The sequence below is a fragment of the Dyella sp. C11 genome (genome assembly GCF_003121485.1).
Lineage (GTDB): Bacteria > Pseudomonadota > Gammaproteobacteria > Xanthomonadales > Rhodanobacteraceae > Dyella.
The window spans coordinates 77,075-93,849 of record NZ_QAVX01000014.1 but is presented as its reverse complement, the minus strand read 5'-3'; the positions used below and the strand labels follow the sequence as shown (position 1 = coordinate 93,849).

9 protein-coding genes and 1 tRNA gene are annotated in these 16,775 nt (G+C 62.5%); 1 reads left to right on the top strand and 9 read right to left on the bottom strand.

Features of this window, described 5'->3' with window-relative positions:
• Positions 1 to 49: 49 nt before the first annotated feature.
• The 9 genes from DK366_RS14040 to murJ all read right to left on the bottom strand — a co-directional run bounded on the left by DK366_RS14040 (position 50) and on the right by murJ (position 15,846).
• Positions 50 to 2,848 carry a DEAD/DEAH box helicase gene (locus DK366_RS14040; protein ID WP_157956536.1) on the bottom strand — a complete coding sequence of 933 codons (2,799 nt, stop codon included), beginning with the start codon at positions 2,846 to 2,848 and terminating at the stop codon, positions 50 to 52.
• Positions 2,835 to 4,877, bottom strand: a complete 2,043-nt coding sequence (locus DK366_RS21245) for a hypothetical protein (protein WP_157956535.1) — start codon at positions 4,875 to 4,877, stop codon at positions 2,835 to 2,837. Before DK366_RS21245 ends, DK366_RS14040 begins: the two co-directional genes overlap by 14 nt.
• 38 nt (positions 4,878 to 4,915) lie before the next feature.
• Complete coding sequence (locus DK366_RS14020) at positions 4,916 to 6,241, bottom strand: hypothetical protein (protein WP_157956534.1); 1,326 nt, start codon at positions 6,239 to 6,241, stop codon at positions 4,916 to 4,918.
• A 1,978-nt stretch (positions 6,242 to 8,219) separates the two neighbouring features.
• A tRNA-Thr gene (locus tag DK366_RS14000) sits at positions 8,220 to 8,295 on the bottom strand.
• A gap of 52 nt (positions 8,296 to 8,347) precedes the next feature.
• Positions 8,348 to 9,307, bottom strand: coding sequence for a 4-hydroxy-3-methylbut-2-enyl diphosphate reductase (ispH, locus tag DK366_RS13995; RefSeq protein WP_109126162.1), 960 nt, complete (start codon positions 9,305 to 9,307; stop codon positions 8,348 to 8,350).
• 78 nt (positions 9,308 to 9,385) lie between these two features.
• Entirely contained in the window at positions 9,386 to 9,877 is a 492-nt protein-coding gene (lspA, locus tag DK366_RS13990; protein WP_109126161.1) for a signal peptidase II, read from the bottom strand.
• 172 nt (positions 9,878 to 10,049) lie between these two features.
• Positions 10,050 to 12,917, bottom strand: a complete 2,868-nt coding sequence (gene ileS, locus DK366_RS13985) for an isoleucine--tRNA ligase (protein WP_109126160.1) — start codon at positions 12,915 to 12,917, stop codon at positions 10,050 to 10,052.
• A 233-nt stretch (positions 12,918 to 13,150) separates the two neighbouring features.
• The gene (locus tag DK366_RS13980; protein ID WP_109126159.1) at positions 13,151 to 14,104 is read right to left on the bottom strand and encodes a bifunctional riboflavin kinase/FAD synthetase; all 954 of its coding nucleotides are present in this window, start codon (positions 14,102 to 14,104) and stop codon (positions 13,151 to 13,153) included.
• Between the two features lie 134 nt (positions 14,105 to 14,238).
• Complete coding sequence (murJ, locus tag DK366_RS13975; protein ID WP_109126158.1) at positions 14,239 to 15,846, bottom strand: murein biosynthesis integral membrane protein MurJ; 1,608 nt, start codon at positions 15,844 to 15,846, stop codon at positions 14,239 to 14,241.
• A 271-nt stretch (positions 15,847 to 16,117) separates the two neighbouring features.
• Here murJ and rpsT point away from each other — a divergent pair, with 271 nt between their 5' ends.
• Complete coding sequence (rpsT, locus tag DK366_RS13970) at positions 16,118 to 16,381, top strand: 30S ribosomal protein S20 (RefSeq protein WP_038616506.1); 264 nt, start codon at positions 16,118 to 16,120, stop codon at positions 16,379 to 16,381.
• The last annotated feature ends 394 nt before the right edge of the window (positions 16,382 to 16,775 follow it).

Here is a 16,775-nt window from a genome sequence, read left to right as displayed (position 1 = left end):
GGCAGCGTCATTGCTTTGGGCCAACGGTAGCCCGCTCGTCGTTACTGTGTCAGTCCGGCTCGAGTCGGAGCTTCAATGCATCCACCATCGCTGCCGGCACTAGCGGCTGCTCTGCCATGCGATCGACCTCCCAAGCGCTGGCCGAGAGTACCCGGCCCATGGACTCCTCGCCCCCCATGACTACGCCGAACCACTGTTCCCGGTCCATCACGACCCGGAACAGCTTTTCGTCCTGGCAACCCTCCACGTATGGCAGGTAAACCCGAATGGGCTTTCCCGCCTGCTCGGCCTTGGAGCCAAGGCGATCAATGCGTCCCGTGCGCTGTTCGAGCGAGCTCGGGTTCCAGTCTAGGTCATGGTGGATAACGTGACGGCAGTTGAGGTGGAGGTCGACACCTTCTGCCATGACGCTGCTCGCGATCAAGATTTCCGGATAGAACGGCGTATTGAAGGTAAGCATGATCCTGTCGCGCGTTTCGTCGCGGGTGTCTCCATAGACACGCCTGACGTTCGCGACAAGGCGAGCTCGCTCTCCGGCCTGCGCTTCATCGCTGGCGAACGAAGCCTCAACCTCCGTCCCTGCATGCGTACCAGTCTGCACGGACTTGAGTGCGTCCAGATAACTTTTTCGTTCACTCTCGCCGCAGCGGTAGGCGAGGAAATCAAAAAACTTGTCGAGCACGTCGCGCAGGGCCAGCCCGGACGAGTCTCGCTTGTCCAACATTGACTGCATCCAGTCCACCGGTATCCGGTCCACGCCCAGATCGGCGAAACGCACGAGAAAAGTGGGCGTACGCATAAAGCGCAGCACGACGTCGTGGATCGACGAGCGGATGACAGGATCCTGCAGGACCGCATAGCGAGCCAGAAGTCCATCAACCTGCGCCAGCATGTCGCCAGCCCGGTCGCGATCCAGGCGATCGATGAAGCGCCGCAGCTCCTCGTCAACCGCACTCGCTTCGCACCCCAGCTTCACGGCGGCGCGATTCCGGATTTCCTCCAGCATCGCCTCGGACAGGTAGCGGTGCAGCGCACGCCCCGTCTGGCGGTAGTGACAGAAAATTAGAACCTTTTCGCCACGCCGCCAAAACTCCATGGCAAGATCAACGGTCGCGCATACCTTGGGATGCAGGCGTCGCGCATGGATGCCGATGCCCTCGACGGACTCCCTCAATTGCTGCTCGCGAAGGCGCACCGCAGCCTCCTCGGTCGATGCTTCGTCCACGCGCACTACCGCCCCCTCTTCAGAGCGCGTATCCAGCAGCGCCTCGTAGCTAGAAGCCAGGCCCTCGCCGAACACCCGGCGTGCACCTAGCAATGTTCCTATGCGGGCGGCAAGCAGAAACGGCAGCGCATTGTCAGCCGACACACGAAGGCCGCCTACGGATGAAGCCGCACCCAGTTCGCTGAGAACCGCCGCCCCCTCCAACCGCTCTCGCCGAGGAACATCACAGTACGGTTCCGGCAGCCTCAGCGAGCGTGCACTGCGGAGTACCCATGGTTTGAGCAATACTTCAGAACTAAGGATGGTCGACCGAGCCGCAGCATACGCACGCATAACGGCAGCAACGCGGTCGTTCGCGACCTTGTTAGCCGCACTTTCGCCTTCCAAGCTAATCTCCCACCATGCGTCGCCGAACGTCGCCACTGCCTCACCGAGATCTGGTGGCAGCAAGCGCTTCCACGTCCTTTCCAGGCGCTCAGTCGCCATCTGCATGCCATCGAGGCTTTGCTTGAGCTCTGCGATTGCGGCCTTGAATGCCGCTCGTTGCATAACGGGTGCCGCCGCGCCCTTCCAAGCGACCGCTTCGAATCGCGAGAGCACGTTGCACAGTTCTGCATGTCCCAACTGGAACGGCGTGGCGGTCAGAAACAGCATTCGCTCGAAGCGGTGTGCCAGTGCGCCACCGGCATCGTCGAGCTCCTCGTGCTGCTCCTTCAGAAGTTGCGCCAGCTGCACACCGCCGTTCCGCACCCGATGAGCCTCATCCAAAACCAGCAGCGGCAACGATAAATGCATCTTTCGCAGCACCTGTTGCCAGATCGGTGGCAGAACGCCGTCGCTGGCGCTGTTCAAGGCATGACTTGCCTCACGTAGCCGCAGATGGAGGTTCTTGGACGCGCGCTCTGGAATTACCTCGACAACCCGCTGGTAAACCTCGTAAAGGTCAAGGCTCTCGAGCGTTTCCACCAGCAATGCAGGGACCGGATCGTCGTCCCCGGCTGCGAGCTGTCCGGCGTCTACGAGCAACCTCTTCCACTCCCCAGTGGATGCATTCAGCAGGCGCAGCAGCAGAGCCTCATCCACCTTGGTCTGCAGCCGCAGAATTCGCGGCGCGAAGCGTGCTAAACGTTCGCGGATTCTCGCCACCCCATGCCGGCCCTTGATGGCCGCCTGGAGCACGGCGAGCTTGGTCCAACTATCGGCCAAGCGCCGGTTGAGTGCGCCATGCGCCAGTACGATGACCGTGGCCCGCTCCGCCGGCGAATCGTCCAACAGCTTGAGGAATTCGATGCCTGTTTCTGCGATGCGCACTCGAAAGCAGGCACGATCCACCTCCGACCTCAAACACTCCGCGCGGAAGGTATTTGCATCACGCTCCCACTTCCTCACAACATTCGGTGGCACCATCACCACGACGGGACGCCGCTCATCCGAAATCACATAGGCGGCCGCGACAGCAAGCGCCACGAACGTCTTTCCCATTCCCACCTCGTCGCCAAGAACGACGCCTGGCTGCAACGCCAATCGGCCGAGAATGGCCCGCGCAGAACGTGTCTGCCGCTGCGCGTCCGCGGGGAACAATCGTCCTTCGACATACAAATTCAGCGACTCAGGCAATCTCACGCCGGTCTTCCTTCGCTTCAGTGCCACAGTAACGGCGCATCTGCTCCGAGGCTTCTTCCAAAGCCTGCACCAATCGCCCTCGTAGCTCGAGCACGAACGCATCCAGCCGCGCCTGCAACAGGGCCATGGAAGCAGTATTTCCGCCCGTCAATCGCACAGGCTCCAGTTCTCGTACTAATTCGCACAGAAGGAAGGCCCACTCATCCGGCATGCCCGAATCGCATTGGTGATGGATAGCATCGACCACCGCGCGCGCGCCCACAGGTCCGTCGATCCGCCAAGCCAGGGCGGCTTCCGACAGCACCGGCGTCTCTAAACGTTGACGGATCTGCCGCAGCGCCCCGCAGGCACGCTGCACCCGCTTGACGAGGAAACCGCTTGTATCAACCTTCTGATGCGGATCGATCAGTTCAATGGCATTGAACCCATCCGCATCATCGTCATCGCCTTGCCGTCTCAACCAGCCACGCATCACTTCATGGAGTGGACGCGCGGAACTGAGCAGCTCCAGCAGCGCCGACAGGCTTAGGTTGCGTAGTTCGTCCGGGGCGGGCAGCGCATCGACGTTGCCGACGTTCACTGGCCAGTCCGCCGCACATGCAACATCGTCCGTCTCCCACTCGACGCGTAACAACGATGGCGGAGCTCCTTGGCGATCCAGCCGGATCATCATCATTTCTGGCATTCCTTCCGCCCGCCACGTCAACTCGTCCAGTACCAATCCACCCTCGTGCCGCAGTCGCCACGACGCCGGCGATCGATCGGGCACGAAGCGCAGCGTCAGTACGTGATGTGCCTCCCTGCTCGCATCAAGATTCGCCTCGACAAAGAACGCCGGCAACACCGGGAGATTTTCGCCATCATCCTCTTCACCGAATGCCGGTTCGAATTGGGCCTGCGAGTGCACATCCACGGGATCGGTGCCACGCAGTCCTCCTGACTCGATCTGGCGGTACAACGGGTCGGACGCATCGGCTCGAAGGACGTAGAGGACGTTGGCCTCAAAATTGCGCCCCCGCTGGATCATGCCCGTACCCGCGGAGGTGAAATTGCTTGACCCCACCATCCAAGCGGCCCAGCTCGAATGGCAGAGCGTCAACGTCTTAGCATGAAGCGGGCGGCGTTCCTTGCCGGCATCTGTGGGTACGCTCGCAACGGGTAACGGATGCAGGGAAAGACTCACGCCTGCACGTCCCGTAGGAGTGGACTCCAACACATGCGCTGGAACCTGCAGGCGCCACTTACCAATCTCCGGTGCGTATTCGCCTGCAACGTGGAGTTGCAGTTCCGCATCACCGCGCTGCCGTAGCATGTTCCACAGCCGCTTCTCCGGCCCGCCGGGACGAAGTACCTGGTCGAAGAAGGGCGATACGACGTACGCAGTTTCCGGCCGCGATGCAGGTAGGTGCGCATCGAGCTGATCGAAGGCATTCGGGCGTCCCGGCCCAACCAGCACCAGCCGCCGCTGCAGGCCGCGCGCCGGAGCTTCGTTGCGGGGCAGATGCCCGCCCACCCATTCCAGCAATTGCTGCGCCCGCTCCCGCGCATGCCCCGCGGCCGTCGTGCCCAGGATCTCGCGCAGGTACTCAAGCAAAGGATCCAGCAAGTCCCGATCAGCGAATGACAAGTCAAAGTCGAGGACTGCGGCGCACTCCTGGTTACGCCGGTAGCCATCCGTCGTGAGGTTGGCCGACGACACAATCGCGCGGGTGTGCCGCTGCCATGCCAGCAGGCTGATCTTCGCGTGCATCACGCCCGATTCCGGACGCGACGCCAGCAGGTCCCAACGCAGGCTGCGTCGTCCGCTGCAATGATGGATATCGGCGACCACGGCTGCACATAGCAGTGCAGCCAGTTTTTCCTCGCGTTCGATGCGGTAAAGCGCACCGTCGCGATTGGGATCGCTTTGAACGCCGGCGAAGCGCGCCAGACACTCCTCCTCGAACAACGCGGTATCGAGAGTGAAGGTCGTTGCTAGAACCCCGACCGGATCTCCGACTCCTGCTGGCGGTTCCCACAACGAGAGCATGCGTCGCGCGTTGTCCTGCGGCTGTCGGCGCCTGGCCATTAGACAGCCTCCTTTTTAACCCGCCCCAGGTCGAGTGCGAAATCCCAAATCGGACGCGTGCGGTAGGCATGCACATAGTGCCCTTGGCGTTCGGCGAATGCTTCCGGCACGTAGCCCGGCCTAACCGCGACACGGCCATCACCGAAAGTGTCAAACCAAGGCCGCTTGCCATTCGGTGGCTTACCGCGTTGCACCCGTTCATGGTGCGCTAGCAAATGCGCCGCGAAGGCTGCCGTACTCTTTGGTTCGCACAGGCTGCCAAAGCTGTTCTCCAGTCGCAGCCGCGCGGTCGCATCAACTTCGCCTAGCGACGCGAGCGCATCGTTGAACGTCGCCGTGACATCCTTCGCAGCCCGCTGCATGCAAACGCCCTGTGCCAGCCATGCCATGTCGACCGCACGGTTTTCTTCGCTCATTCGCCAGCGAGCCTCGTCGAATGCATCCACTAGCAAGCGCGCCAGCCGCTCGAACGCGCATATCGTGCGCAGCAACTGCTGCATGGGCAGGCTGGCGTGATCAAAGATCGATCCGTGATACGCCGCCTCAGAACCGTCCGCCGCCTGCCAGTGTCGCTGGCCTTCCGGCGACGACAGGAGCACCGCGTACTCGCCACGCAATGCGTCTGTAATCGTAAGCGCTGACCACAGCGCTTCGCGCTCGGCGGTACCAATTTCGCGCGGATTGAGATGCGTGGTGATCCAGGCGCTAAGCGGCGCGCCCGGCGCAGGCATCTGTCCGCTTTCGCGGCCGGCCTGCACCGTGCGCTGTATGAGACGACGGAAATGGCCGGCCTCGTCATCGGCCTCGAAAAATGTGGGCAGCCCACGATCCTGCTGCCAGGCTCGCAAAACGCGTCGACCCGGCTCGAGTGGATGTCCGTCCTGGTCGAACAACCCCGACTTCACCCCGAACACGCGATAGATGCCGTGGAAGCCAAACACCGATGGCGTCTTGAGATAGTTGCTGGCGCACACTGCCTCGCCGCGCTCTAGGCAGTCCCGCACCTTCTCGCGGCCAGGAATGCCCTGCAATTGCGGTGTACCCTGTAACTGCTTCACCAGCGCCATCACCACCAACCACTCATATGCCAGCCAGGCGGGAAGGCGTTGTGCAGAGGGCGTTTCATCCACTCCCCGGCAAATCGCAAAGCCGACCAGTGCGAGTGTCAGGTACCGCGGCTTCGACTGCCGTTCGCGCACGCCAGGTGCCAGGCGGACACCAAGCGCATCGGCTATCGAATACAGTCCAAGCGGATCGAGGCTACCTTCAGCCTGTTGCGGCGGATCGAATGCGGTCTGGAACGGCAGCAGCATGGCTGCGCTCACGTCGCAGCTTTCCTGATAATGATGTTGGCAGCTTCAAATCTTCGCATAGGCTGAAGTCCAAAATCTTTCTTAAGGTGTACTGCCCGGGGATGGCACCAAGCCAAACTCACGCCGACTGGCAGCACGGTCTGGTCCCTTGCACCAGGGACACTTGAATGACGACTTTGCCGTGATTACCCCATTGCCCCCATTACATTGCCGCAAAATCGAGTAAACGCAGCCAAAGCTTGCGGCTCGCGTGCCAAGGCTCTTTTCCCTTCTGCCACGGCCGAAGCTAGGCGCGAGTTATAGCCCCCCACTGCAGCCCTTGCGACGCGTTGACAGTGGCGATCGATTTTCCGCGCCAGGTCGTAAACAAGGGCCTCCTCAGCAGGACCATATCCATCGATTCCAAGCGTGTCGCAGATCTCACCCGGCAGGCAGCGACGCAGGCCGCGAATAGGCTCACTTGGTTCATGTCTAGCATTCATGCAAGACCTCCAAAATGCCGTTACGCCAAACAGCTTCGTTAGATTGTGACTTGTACACCGCTCCGTAGGTAGAGCCTCGCCAAGAGCTACGCGGCGCGATGCGCCGCGTGGGTCAACGCCGCGCGACGGCGTAGCCGTCGCACGGCATCGACCGGTACTAATGCTCTTCTAAGTAGATGGTGCTTTTCTCACTGGTGCTCTTCATCACTAGTGCTTTTAGTGCTCTTACAAACGGCATTGCCGAAGTTCGGCTCACCGGACTCCGGCTCTACCGGGGCCGGTTTACCCGTTTTCGGTCTTTTCTTCTTCGGTATCTTCGATGACCGGGCTTGGGACTGGGGGGTGTCGTGAATATATGTTTTCGTTATCCATCGCCCCCTTTCGTCCTGCTCGTGTTCTTGGACCACGTACCCAACCCATCGCAGCTCCGCTAACGCCTTGTGGAGCGCATCACGCCCCTCTCGCGGGGACTTTGGCATCCGTTCTTCGCTCACGGCTTCAGCAGCGAGCATAGTCATAGGCATGCGGTAACCATCCTTGTTCGACAACAACCGTACGGCCAGTCCGCGAGCACGAAATGAAAGCCTCCTGTCCCTCAGGAGCGCAACAGGCAGTCTTTCCCAAGGGTCGTCTGGGCGCGAAGCCCTAATGATGTACCCCCCACTCATCGCACACCCCTTGCTGCCGCCAGCCGAGCACGCTGCTCCGCTTTCGTGGGGCGCCCTCGCCTCGGCCGAGGTGCCTCGGAAGACATGGGACCGTGCTCTATAGCTACTGCTGCGGCAAGCCAGGCCAGTACGTCATCCTTACGCCACAGCAAGCGCTTTTGTCCGGGGAGGACACAACGAGGCGGAAGACGATACGGCGCCCGCGAGGCGTCATTGCGAATGGTATGAACCTGCCTGTGGAGCAAGGCAGCGAGATCGTCAACGTCAAACATCTCGCCAGCGAGCGCAGCGTAGCGAGCAGCACGTTCAGTGTTGATGGCAGTCATGCAAATCTCCATGCAGCCACACCCGAAGGGTATGGCGGATCGAGATCTGCGGAAGCCCACCTTGCTCGAACGAGCAGGGGGCCAAGGTTTTGCTTAGGCCGGCCCCCAGCGGGCAGGGTTTCCCCTGCGGGGCTACGCCCCATTGACTGCGCTGTCCCTGCTGTGACGTTGAAAACCCAGGCTCTCTACTGGGAGTCACAGACCTCGGCCGCCTGTTTTGGCTGGCCTAGGGCAGGTCGTTACCGACCCCTTTCGTCATGGGCAGGGCTTTTCCGCTTCCCCTGCCACATTTGTTGGACTCGCACCCAGCTAATTGCCTCGCATCTAACCGGGCTTTGCGACCAACTCGCGACACCAATTTATCTATGTACCTGCCCGTGTTCAACACCCATCGGCCAATACGTGGTGTGGCGTCGCCACAAATTTGCCACACGCACAGTGACAAATCGTGGGATACAAAGACAAACAGCGGTATACGCTGTTATGCGTATACCGCTGTTTTTATTGCAAAACTTGGTGCCGGAAATAGGAATCGAACCTACGACCTACGCATTACGAATGCGCCGCTCTACCAACTGAGCTATTCCGGCGATGAACCGCCAATTCTAAAGAGCGTGTCGAAATCGCGCAAGACGTTTTCGATCAGATACTCGCCGAAACACCGCCAGCGAGGCGCAATTCCTTGGGTAGCGCGAAGGTGATCGTCTCCGGCTCGCCATCGAGCTCGCGCACGTCACCGGCGCCCCACGATTGCAGGCGCGCAATGACGTCGCGAACCAGCTTCTCGGGTGCCGACGCGCCTGCCGTGAGACCGATGCGGGTGACGCCATCCAGCCAGCTGCGCTCGATGTGTTCGGCGCCGTCGATGAGGAACGAGCGAACGCCCTCCTTCTCTGCCAGCTCGCGCAAACGATTGGAATTGGAGCTGTTGACCGAGCCCACCACCAGCATCAGGTCCACCGCGGCAGCAAGACGGCGCACGGCATCCTGGCGGTTCTGGGTGGCGTAGCAGATGTCGTCCTTGCGCGGGCCATCGATGTCGCTGAACTTGGTGCGCAGCGCTTCGATAATGGCCTTGGTGTCATCGACCGACAGCGTGGTCTGCGTGACATAGGACAACTCATGCGGGAATTTCGGTTCGAGCGTAGCGACACACTCCACCGATTCCACCAGCAGGATCTCGCCCTTGTTGGCGGGATTCCACTGTCCCATGGTGCCTTCCACTTCGGGATGGCCGGCGTGGCCGATCAGCACCACGCTGCGCCCCACGCGACCCAGGCGCGCCACTTCCATATGCACCTTGGTGACCAGCGGGCACGTGGCGTCGAATACCTTCAGGCCGCGCTGATCCGCCTCTTCGCGCACCGCCTTGGAAACGCCGTGGGCGCTGAAGATGACGGTGGCGCCATCGGGCACTTCATGCAGTTCTTCGACAAAGACCGCGCCATCCGTGCGCAGCTTCTCGACGACAAATCGGTTGTGCACCACTTCGTGACGCACGTAGATGGGAGCGCCGTAGGATTCCAGCGCACGCTCGACGATGGCGATGGCGCGATCCACACCGGCGCAGAAGCCACGGGGGTTGGCGAGCAAAATGTCCACGGAAACTCCGGACTGGGCGGGTCGACTGACAGGTGGCCATTATCGCATGGCCACAGCGACCATACGTGACGGCCCAATTCAGGCCTTTGGCTTGCCCTGGAACATGCCGAAAACCACCAGCATCACGGCGCCCACGGTAATCCCGCAGTCGGCGAGATTGAACACCGGGTAGTTCCACTGGCGGAAATACACGTGGATGAAGTCGGTGACCTGCGAGGCGTGCAGGCGATCGATGAGATTGCCTAGCGCACCGCCCACGATCAGGCCCAAGGGCATCGCCGTCTTCCAGTCGCCACGCGGCGTGCGCGAAAGCCACACGACCAGCACACCACTGATCACCACCGCCAGCAAGACAAAGAACCAGCGCTGCCAGCCATCGCCGCTGGCGAGAAAGCTGAAGGCCGCACCGGTGTTGAAGGCGAGCGTCCAGTTGAGGAAACCGGGGATCACTGGATGCGGTGTGCCGGCCGGCGCCAACGCGGTGAGTGCCCACCACTTGCTCAATTGATCGAGCACGATGACAACGATGGAGAGGGCGAGCCAGGAAAGTGCGTTGGGTTTGGGTTTCATAAGGAATCAATAGTGCCGAACAACTCCCTCTCCCCTCCGGGGAGAGGGTTGGGGTGAGGGGTCAATCTTGCGACAAATTTTAAGCGAAGCGACGCCGATTCTTTGAAGGTCTATCGCAAGCACCCGCCCCTCACCTCGGTCCTCTCCCCGGAGGGGAGAGGAAGAAGTGCGGTTAGAACCAGCGACGATCTTCGCCCGGCCCTTCCACATTGCTGATGCAGCGATCGCACAGCTCCGGATGGTTCGCATGCGTGCCCACATCGTCGCGACGATGCCAGCAGCGCACGCACTTCAACGCATCGCTCACCGTGGCGGACACCCAGACGTCTGCACCTTCCAGTTCTGTCAGCACCGCTTCCGCCGACTGGCCACCAGCAAGATCCAGGCGCACATCCGAGGTGATGAAGAAGAAGCGCAGCTCCGACGCCGCTGGCTGGTAACGCGCCACGATGGCCGGATCGGCATGGATCGCCAGCTTGGCTTCCAGCGATGCACCAATCTGCTCGCCCTTGCGCATGCCTTCGAGCACGCGCGAGGCCGTCTCGCGGATGGCCAGAAGATCGGACCAATAGCGACGCTGCTCCGGCGAGGATTGCGTGGACGCAAGGCCGTCGTACCACGTCTCGAACAGCACGCTCTCGCTGCGCTCGCCCGGCAGGTGCTGCCAGATTTCTTCCGCGGTGAACGTAAGCACCGGTGCCAGCCAGCGCACCAGCGACTCGGCAATGCGATACATCGCGCTCTGCGCGCTGCGGCGACCGTGGCTTTCGGTCGGCATCGTGTAGAGGCGGTCCTTGGTGATGTCCAGGTACAGCGCGCCCAGCTCGTTGGTGCAGAAGTTCTGCACGCGCTGGATGATTTCCGGGAAATCATAGCGGTCGTACGCGGCCATCACCGCCTGCTGCGTATCGTATGCCTGCTGCACGGCCCACTGGTCGAGCAACAGGCTTTCTTCCACCGGCACCAGGTGCTTGGCGGGATCGAAACCGTCGAGGTTGCCGAGCAGGAAACGCGCGGTGTTGCGGATGCGGCGATACGTATCCGAAACGCGCTTCAGGATTTCGTCCGACAGCGACATCTCGTTGCGGTAATCGGTCGAGCAGATCCACAGGCGCAGGATGTCCGCACCCAGGTTCTTCATGATGTCCTGCGGCTCGATGCCATTGCCCAGCGACTTGGACATCTTGCGACCCTGCGCATCCACGGTGAAGCCGTGGGTGAGCACGTCGTTGTACGGCGCCTTGGCGAACATGGCCGACGAGGTGAGCAAGGACGACTGGAACCAGCCGCGATGCTGGTCCGAGCCTTCCAGGTACATCACGTGATAGCTGGACGCATCACCCTGCTGCAGTTCAGGACGCTGGCCCACCACGGCGAAGTGGCTGACGCCGGAGTCGAACCACACGTCGAGCACGTCGAGGACCTTTTCATAGTCCTTGGCCTGATCGCCGAGCAGCTCGGCCACATCGAGCGCGTACCACGCGTCGATGCCGCCCTGCTCCACGCGCTTGGCGACCTGCTCCAGCAGCGCGACGGAATCGGGATGCGGTTCCTGCGTACCCTTGTGGATGAACAGCGCGATCGGCACGCCCCACGTGCGCTGGCGCGAGATGCACCAGTCGGGACGATCGCCAACCATGCCGGCGATGCGTTCTTCGCCCCAGCCCGGCACCCAGCGCACATGCTTGATCGCATCGAGCGCGGTCGGGCGCAGGCCTTCCTTCTCCATGCTGATGAACCACTGCGGCGTGGTGCGGAAGATCACCGGCGTCTTGTGGCGCCAGCAATGCGGGTAGCTGTGTTCGATCTTGGCAAAGGCCAGCAGCACGCCGCGACGACGCAGCAGCTCGACGATCTCGTCGTTGGCCTTCCACAAATGCTTGCCCGCAATGACGGTGCCATCGAGCGCGGCCGGCGTGTCCGCGCGATACGTGCCGCGCGCTTCGGTGTAGTTGAGCGTCTCGATGCCGTACTTGCGCGAGACGACGAAGTCTTCCACGCCGTGGTCGGGCGAGGTGTGCACGGCGCCGGTACCGTCTTCGGCGGACACGTGGTCACCGATCAGCACGGGTACTTCGCGTGCATAGAACGGATGCTTCAGCAGCACGCCTTCCAGCGACTGACCGACGGCGTGGCCGATCACGGCCGGCTCGCCATCGATGCCGTAGCGCGCGGCGACCTTTTCAACCAGTGCGCTGGCGACAACCAGCAGCACACGATGGCCATCGCGCGCCGGGCCTTCGATCAAGGCGTATTCAAGTTCACCACCCAGCGACACCGCCTGGCTTTCCGGCAGCGTCCACGGCGTGGTGGTCCAGATGGGGATGGCGACGATGGCATCGCCTGCGTCCACGCCGAAGGTCTGCGCGAGTGCTTTCGGATCGACTGCGTCGTACGCCACGTCGACAGCCGGCGACACCTTGTCGGCGTATTCAATTTCCGCCTCGGCCAGCGCCGAGCCGCAATCGAAGCACCAGTACACCGGCTTCGCGCCACGCACGACGTGGCCGTTGCCGACGATCCTGGCCAGCGCACGCACCATGTCGGCTTCGTACTTGAAGTCCATCGTGCGGTACGGGTTTTCCCAATCGCCGAGCACACCGAGGCGCTTGAAGTCGGTGCGCTGCAGGTCGATCTGCTGCTGCGCGTATTCGCGGCACTTCTGGCGGAAGGCCGCGGCGTCGAGCTTGTCGCCCACGCGGCCGAACTTCTTCTCCACCGCAACTTCGATCGGCAGACCGTGGCAATCCCAGCCAGGCACGTAAGGGGCACGGAAACCGGCCAGCAGGCGCGATTTCACCACCACGTCCTTCAGCACCTTGTTCACTGCGTGACCGAGGTGAATGGCGCCATTGGCGTACGGCGGGCCGTCATGCAGCACGAACACCTTGTCGCGGTTGGCCGCGCGCTCCTGAATCTGCACGTAGCGGTTGACCTGTTGCCAGTCGGCCAGCCACTTGGGCTCGCGCTTGGGAAGGTCGCCGCGCATCGGGAATTCCGTCTGCGGCAGATTGATGGTGTTCTTGTAATCCTGGGTCATTGCCTGGGGATGCTCTGAGGGTTTACTGGATTGCCGGGAAAGTGCGGTCCTGCACTTTCCCGGCTCGCCAAGTTCGGCACATGTCCGAACCTGGCTCCGTAGAGCAAGCATCACCATGCTTGCTCTACGCGCAGGCCTTCCCTGGCCTGCTCCGGCAAGCTGTCTTCGACTGCTTGCCGGGGTGTCGCCGGGATGACGTGGCGGAAACGCCAACGTTACCGGATTTGACCCGGTTACGCCTCGCTGAGACGCGGATTCATGCCCAGCAATTCGCGGGCCTGGCGCGCGTCTTTGGCCATCTGGACGGTCAAATCGTCCAGGTTGTCGAATTTCTGCTCATCACGCAGCTTGGCGACGAATTCCACCGCCATGCGCTGGCCGTAGAGGTCGCCCTCGAAGTCGAACAGGTGCACTTCCAGCAACGGCTCAGGCACCTCGTTCACCGTGGGCCGCACGCCCAGGCTCGCCACGCCCGGCCAGCTGCATTCGCTTTCGCCCAGCCCCACGCGAACGGCAAAGATGCCGTGCACCGGGCTGGTGCGGTCGCGCAGATGGATGTTGGCGGTGGGATAGCCCAGCTGGCGCCCCAGCTGCTTGCCATATTCCACCTTGCCTTCCATCACGAACGGACGACCGAGTAACGGTGCTGCGCCGGAGAATTCACCGGCGGAAAGCAGCATGCGAACCCGCGTGGCCGAAACGCGTGCGCCTTCGAGCAGCACGGAAGGCATGGTGCGCGCGGTGAAACCAAGACCCGGCCCCACGCGCTCCAGCATCGGTACATCGCCGCTGCGCTTGTGGCCAAAGCGGAAATCCGCGCCCACCCACACTTCCCGCGCCTGCAGGCGATCCACCAGCACGCGCTGGATGAAATCCTCCGCAGACATGGACGTGAGGGCGCGGTTGAAGCGAAGCAAGAGCACCTGCTCCATGCCCGCCGCGTCGAAGCCACGCAGCTTTTCGCGAACGCTGGAGAGGCGCGGCACTGGCTCGGGCGAAAAGAACGCACGTGGCAGCGGTTCGAAGCTGACCACGATGGGCGTGACACCCAGCTCGGCCGCGCGCTGCCGTACCTCGGCCAGCAGGGCCTGATGGCCCAGATGGAGGCCATCGAACGCGCCAACGGCAACCACACTGCCGCCGGGTGCCAGGCTGGGGCCGGCGACATCCCTGGAAAGTCTCATCATCGGGCGAGTATAGCGGTTGAGGTCTGCTGGACGGCCATGATGACGGCACGCTTGGGATTTCTTGGCCGTCATCCCGGCGAAAGCAGGGATCCAGCGTCCGCAGGAATGACGATCTTGAGCCATGAAGCGGCGCGTCAAACCCCGCGCAATTCCCGCATCCGGAATCCGGCCCCGAACAGCGTCGCCACATAGGCACCGCCGCCAGCCACGACGAGCACTGCCAGTCTCCAGACGCGCGTATGACTGTCCGCGTTCGTCCAGTCGGGCCAGAGCCACAGTCCCGTCAACAGCACAGCCACCATCACCGCGCAGGACAACACCAGGCGCATCATGTGCCGCGCCCAGCCCGCCTGGCGCTGGTACACGCCAGCCTTGCGCAGCCAGAACCACAGCAGGCCGAGATTGAGGTAACTGGCGATGGCCGATGCCATGCCCAGCGCCATGTGCAGCCCCGGCACGGCGGCGATGCCATCCAGCCACGGCAGCGCGCGCTGCGCAGGCGTTGCCCACAGCACGTAAAGCAGCGCGACGAATGCCACGTTCAGCACCATGTTCGCCACCAGAGAAGCCACGCCCGCACGCACCGGCGTCCGGGTGTCCTGGCGCGCATAGAACGCCGGCAACGCGACTTTCACCAGCGCAAACGCCGGCAGGCCAAAGCTGAGCGCCGTAATGGACAGCGTCGCCATGTGCGTATCGAACGGCGTGAACTGCCCATGCTGGAACAGCGTGGCCACCAGCGGCCTGGCCAGCAGCATCAACGCGAACATCGCCGGTACGGCGATCAACAGCGTGATGCGAAGGCCCCAGTCCAATGCCTTGGAAAAACCATCCCTGTCCGTGGTGACGTGATGGCGCGACAGCGATGGCAGGATCACCGTGCCCAGCGCCACGCCGAACAGGCCCAGCGGCAGTTCGAGAAAGCGGTCGGCCTGCGACAGCCAGCTCTGCGAGCCCGTCATCAGATAGGCGGCAATCACGGTGTCCAGCAACAGGTTGATCTGCGCGATGGAGGAGCCGAACAGGGTCGGCACCATCAGTTTCAGGATGCGGCGCACGTCCGGATGGCTCCAGCCCCAGCGCGGCATCGACAACAGGTCCAGTCTCCGCAGCGACGGCAGCTGGAACACCAGCTGCAGGACGCCCGCCGCCAGGATCGCCCAGCCCATCGCCAGGATCGGCGGATTGAGATGGCGCGACAGCCACAGCGCACCGGCGATCATGCACAGGTTGAGGATCACCGGCGTCAGCGCCGGCAGCGCGAACTTGTGGAAGCTGTTGAGCGCGCCGCCGCTCAGCGCGGTCAGCGAGACGAACAGCAAAAACGGGAACGTCAGCCGCAGCAACTGCGCCGTCAGCGCGAATTTCTCCGGCGTATCGGCCGCGCCCTGCGAAAACAGCGCTGCCACCTGCGGCGCAAAGATCACGCCCAGCGCGGTGATGACCAGCAGCACGCCGCCCAGCGTGCCGGACACTCGCGCCATCAGCTCCTTGAGATCCTCATGGGGGCGTTTCTCCTTCACCTCGGTGAAGACCGGCACGAAGGCCGTGGAGAACGAGCCCTCCGCAAACAGGCGGCGCATGAAGTTGGGAATGCGAAATGCCACCCAGAAGGCATCGGTGGCCGCGTTGGCGCCGAAGACCGAGGTGATCGACATGTCCCGGATCAAACCGAGGACGCGCGAAATCATCGTCATGCTGCTGAAGGACAGCAGCCCGCGGAACATGCTGGGAGACTTCATGCCTCTTGTCGTGCCTTTGCTGGTGAGACGCTCAGCGCGCCAGAGCCCCTCTGCCCTGGCGCCGAAAGGCGCGTAGTGTGACAGCCCGACGAGGCAAGATGACAGCTCAGTCATGGCATAATTGGGGCTCGGCGTTCCCCCGGATCGTCCTTTCAAGGCTGCGTACCCGCTGTTTCGCCTTGACAAACGCCTAAGCTATTGACGCAACGGCTCATTGGCCGGCATAATTGCCGTCTTTTTCCAACCCAGCAATTCATTTCGGAGTTCTACCTTGGCCAACATCAAGTCCGCGAAGAAGCGCGCGCGCCAGTCCGAGCAGCGCCGCCTGCGCAACGTCAGCGCCCGTTCCATGGTGCGCACCGCACTCAAGAAGGTCGTCAAGGCCATTGAGAACAAGGACAAGGCTGCTGCTGTCGAGGCGTTCGCCGCCGCCCAGCCGGTCATGGATCGCTACGCCGCTCGCGGCCTGATCCACAAGAACAAGGCTGCTCGCCACAAGAGCCGCCTCAACGCGAAGATCCGCGAACTGGCGTAAGCCAGTTCCGCGTATTGAATCTCGGGTTGGCGAAGAAGCCGGCGAAAGCCGGCTTTTTTGTGTGGCTGATTGATAGAGACGGGCCGGCTCAAGCCGGCTTTTTTTTGCGCCCGGGACAAGCTGGCTGACACAAGCCGGCGCAGCGAGCTCCCTCTCCCCTTCGGGGAGAGGGTTGGGGTGAGGGGCGGGTGCTTGCCGTGCCGTCTCTATGGTTCGGCGATCCTTTTGCCCTTGCCTCTATGCATGACAAGAGGAAAAGCCAAAGCTCGCCTACTGAAACATTCCCGCGAGCACCCGCCCCGCACCCCCGGCCGCAGCCCCGGGGCGGGAGGGGGAACTGGCACGGGCGCCGGGGCCCCCCAAAAACGCCGCAAGCCCCAAAGACAAAACCGGC

What these genes read in the sequence shown, in the direction of transcription:
- DK366_RS21245 (WP_157956535.1), bottom strand. Translation starts at nt 4,877, where the DNA reads ATGCTCTCGTTGTGGGAACCGCCAGCAGGAGTCGGAGATCCGGTCGGG.
- lspA (WP_109126161.1), bottom strand. Translation starts at nt 9,877, where the DNA reads ATGAAACCCAAACCCAACGCACTTTCCTGGCTCGCCCTCTCCATCGTT.
- DK366_RS13980 (WP_109126159.1), bottom strand. Translation starts at nt 14,104, where the DNA reads ATGATGAGACTTTCCAGGGATGTCGCCGGCCCCAGCCTGGCACCCGGC.
- ileS (WP_109126160.1), bottom strand. Translation starts at nt 12,917, where the DNA reads ATGACCCAGGATTACAAGAACACCATCAATCTGCCGCAGACGGAATTC.
- murJ (WP_109126158.1), bottom strand. Translation starts at nt 15,846, where the DNA reads ATGAAGTCTCCCAGCATGTTCCGCGGGCTGCTGTCCTTCAGCAGCATG.